The sequence below is a fragment of the Chamaesiphon polymorphus CCALA 037 genome, assembly GCF_003003845.1.
In the GTDB taxonomy this organism is placed as follows: domain Bacteria; phylum Cyanobacteriota; class Cyanobacteriia; order Cyanobacteriales; family Chamaesiphonaceae; genus Chamaesiphon; species Chamaesiphon polymorphus.
Map to the genome: position 1 here is coordinate 1 of NZ_PVWO01000694.1, position 2,359 is coordinate 2,359.

Consider the following 2,359-nt stretch of genomic DNA (forward strand, 5'->3'; position numbering starts at 1 on the left):
TTAGCGATGATCCGTATCATGGTTAGGCGTTTGGCATAAAATTTAACTCTCTCCTGACTTTTCAAACATCCTCTTAAATTATGAATGCCAAAATTATCGCCAGCTTACTTATAACTAGCTTAACTTGTACTGGTATAAGTATCTCCCCGCCCACACCCGCGATCGCCAAACCGCCCGCACCAACAATCGCCAATCGAGTCTATGCCAGAGCTAACCCAGCCGTGGTGACAATTAGGGGAAATAGTGGGCATGGCAGCGGTTTTATCATTAGTGCCGATGGTTATGTCATCACCAACGCTCACGTCGTTCAGAACCAGCCAGCTATCGTCACATTGATGATGGCGGACGGGAAAACCGAAATTCCTGCCGATTTGGTGGGGTTCGCGAAAAATGGTGTAGATTTAGCCCTCCTCAAAATCAATCGCCCAGGTAAAAAATTTCCGACAGTTGCGCTCGGTCGCATGAAATCGGTCAAAGTCGGGGACAATACTTATGCGATCGGGACTCCGTTACATGAGGCATTTCAAAATACTTTGACGACTGGAATTGTGAGTGCAATGCGCGACGACGGTAAATATATCCAACACAACGCCGCCATCAATCCCGGTAATTCTGGTGGCCCTTTACTCAATGACGCTGGCGAAGTCATCGGTGTCAATACATTAGTCCTTGGCAGAAAAACGGGTAATGTCGGACTCAGCTATGCAATTAGTGCCGATGTCATCCGTCAATTTATACTCGATGCTCGTAATGGTAACAGCTCTCCAGTAGCAACGATCGACAGTAAATAGATATTTAGGAGGAGCAATTTATGGCTGCTCCTAAATATCTATTTACATGACTGCATATTGTACCAACAATTGCCCGATCTCTAAATATAACCACATTTCTCTATTAATTAAATAACTTCTATGCAAGCATACCAACAGCCAAATTTTGTAATTAAATTCCAGTTTGTTAAAGCAATATTACTATCGACACTGACGATCGCGACGACGGCTTTTGCTACCATTGCCAATTCTCAAACTACCTCTCAAAGTAGTCAGTCAACAATTCAGTTTTATTGTGGTACAGCCAAAGATCCCAGCAGCCGCAGTGTTTTACCTGCCACAGTTGCCAAAATTTCTGGATATCAAGAAGAACCAGTGCTCATTATCTGGAAAAGTGAAGCTTTTGGTAAAATGAATCCCCAAAAACGCTGCGAAACAGTTTCTCCCAAATTCCAGGCAGTTTTACAACAAGGGCGCAACTATATCACTGCTGGTGTCGATCGAAAAAGCGGTCTGGGAATTATTTGTGCGGTAGCTAATGCCGAACAAACTTGCGACCGCGAAAATATGCTGTTTACACTCAAATCTTATCAAGATGCCGGGACGACAGTTAGACAAATTAGCGATCTTTTTGCCGGGAAGACGAATATCCCAATTTATCAAAGTAGTAGTGGTAAACAAGTAGTCGATCTGCTAAATTTTTCTTTGTTAATGAAGAAGTAATCGCGATCGGACGATCGATTCAAGTCTACTATGTAGGGTGGGCATCGCCCACCAACTAGGTTTCAAGCATTATCTATTTAATAAATATTTGCTCCTACCTACTTACTCGATCGGATTATCGATTCAAGTCTACTTGAGTTGCGGCGTAGTCCTTACCCACCCTGCCCTACGGGCACCCCTCCAAGGAGGGGATTTTCAATCCGGTTTCCCTTGCTTGGTGCCAGGTTAGTTTTTTAACAAGACAATTATGAAAAACATTTTATTGACGATCGCGACAACTAGTGCATTGACAGGTACTGCGATATTTGTAGCCATAAATGCGATCGCGCAGACACCAACAGCAGTGAGATTTTATTGCGGTCAAACATTCGATCCTGATAGTAATAAAATTGTCCCGACAACCTTAATTGCCACTTCAGCTAAAAAAGAACCCATTGCAATCATTCAATGGAAATCGAAACTCAGTGGAAAACAGACACCCCAATCTCGCTGTAATATAGTATCGGCTAAATTTCAACAAGCATGGGAAGCTAAACGCCTCAATTATTTAATATCTGGAGTCGATAAGACTTCTGGATTGGGAATAATTTGCGGCATCAAAGATAAAACAACTCCCTGTAATAAAGAAACAATGTTATTCACACTCGTCAATAGTGCCGATGCCACTGCAACGATCGACAGAATCAAAAACATTAAATCAGGATCTACTAGCAATCCCATCTACCAAAGTTCTGGAGACAGCATCGTCGATATCCAAAGCATGATTAATTAACTCTCATCTAGATCTTTCACTCCCTCTGCTCAAGCTACGGTGCGTACACAAGTATGTTGGAATCGATCGTAGTCCCTTTACCCCACCCCAGCCC

3 protein-coding genes are annotated in these 2,359 nt (G+C 42.9%); all 3 read left to right on the forward strand.

Annotated elements, in window-relative coordinates; genetic code table 11:
• Positions 1-80 precede the first annotated feature (80 nt).
• Positions 81-791, forward strand: a complete 711-nt coding sequence (locus C7B77_RS28355) for a S1C family serine protease (protein WP_106312943.1) — start codon at positions 81-83, stop codon at positions 789-791.
• Positions 792-911: 120 nt separating this feature from the next.
• Positions 912-1,493 carry a COP23 domain-containing protein gene (locus tag C7B77_RS28360; protein WP_106312946.1) on the forward strand — a complete coding sequence of 194 codons (582 nt, stop codon included), beginning with the start codon at positions 912-914 and terminating at the stop codon, positions 1,491-1,493.
• 247 nt (positions 1,494-1,740) lie between these two features.
• Positions 1,741-2,265, forward strand: a complete 525-nt coding sequence (locus C7B77_RS28370; protein WP_106312952.1) for a COP23 domain-containing protein — start codon at positions 1,741-1,743, stop codon at positions 2,263-2,265.
• Positions 2,266-2,359 lie beyond the last annotated feature (94 nt).

Bases quoted from the DNA above. Each gene is read 5' to 3' on its own strand.
- C7B77_RS28355 (WP_106312943.1), top strand. From the start codon at position 81: ATGAATGCCAAAATTATCGCCAGCTTACTTATAACTAGCTTAACTTGT.
- C7B77_RS28360 (WP_106312946.1), top strand. From the start codon at position 912: ATGCAAGCATACCAACAGCCAAATTTTGTAATTAAATTCCAGTTTGTT.
- C7B77_RS28370 (WP_106312952.1), top strand. From the start codon at position 1,741: ATGAAAAACATTTTATTGACGATCGCGACAACTAGTGCATTGACAGGT.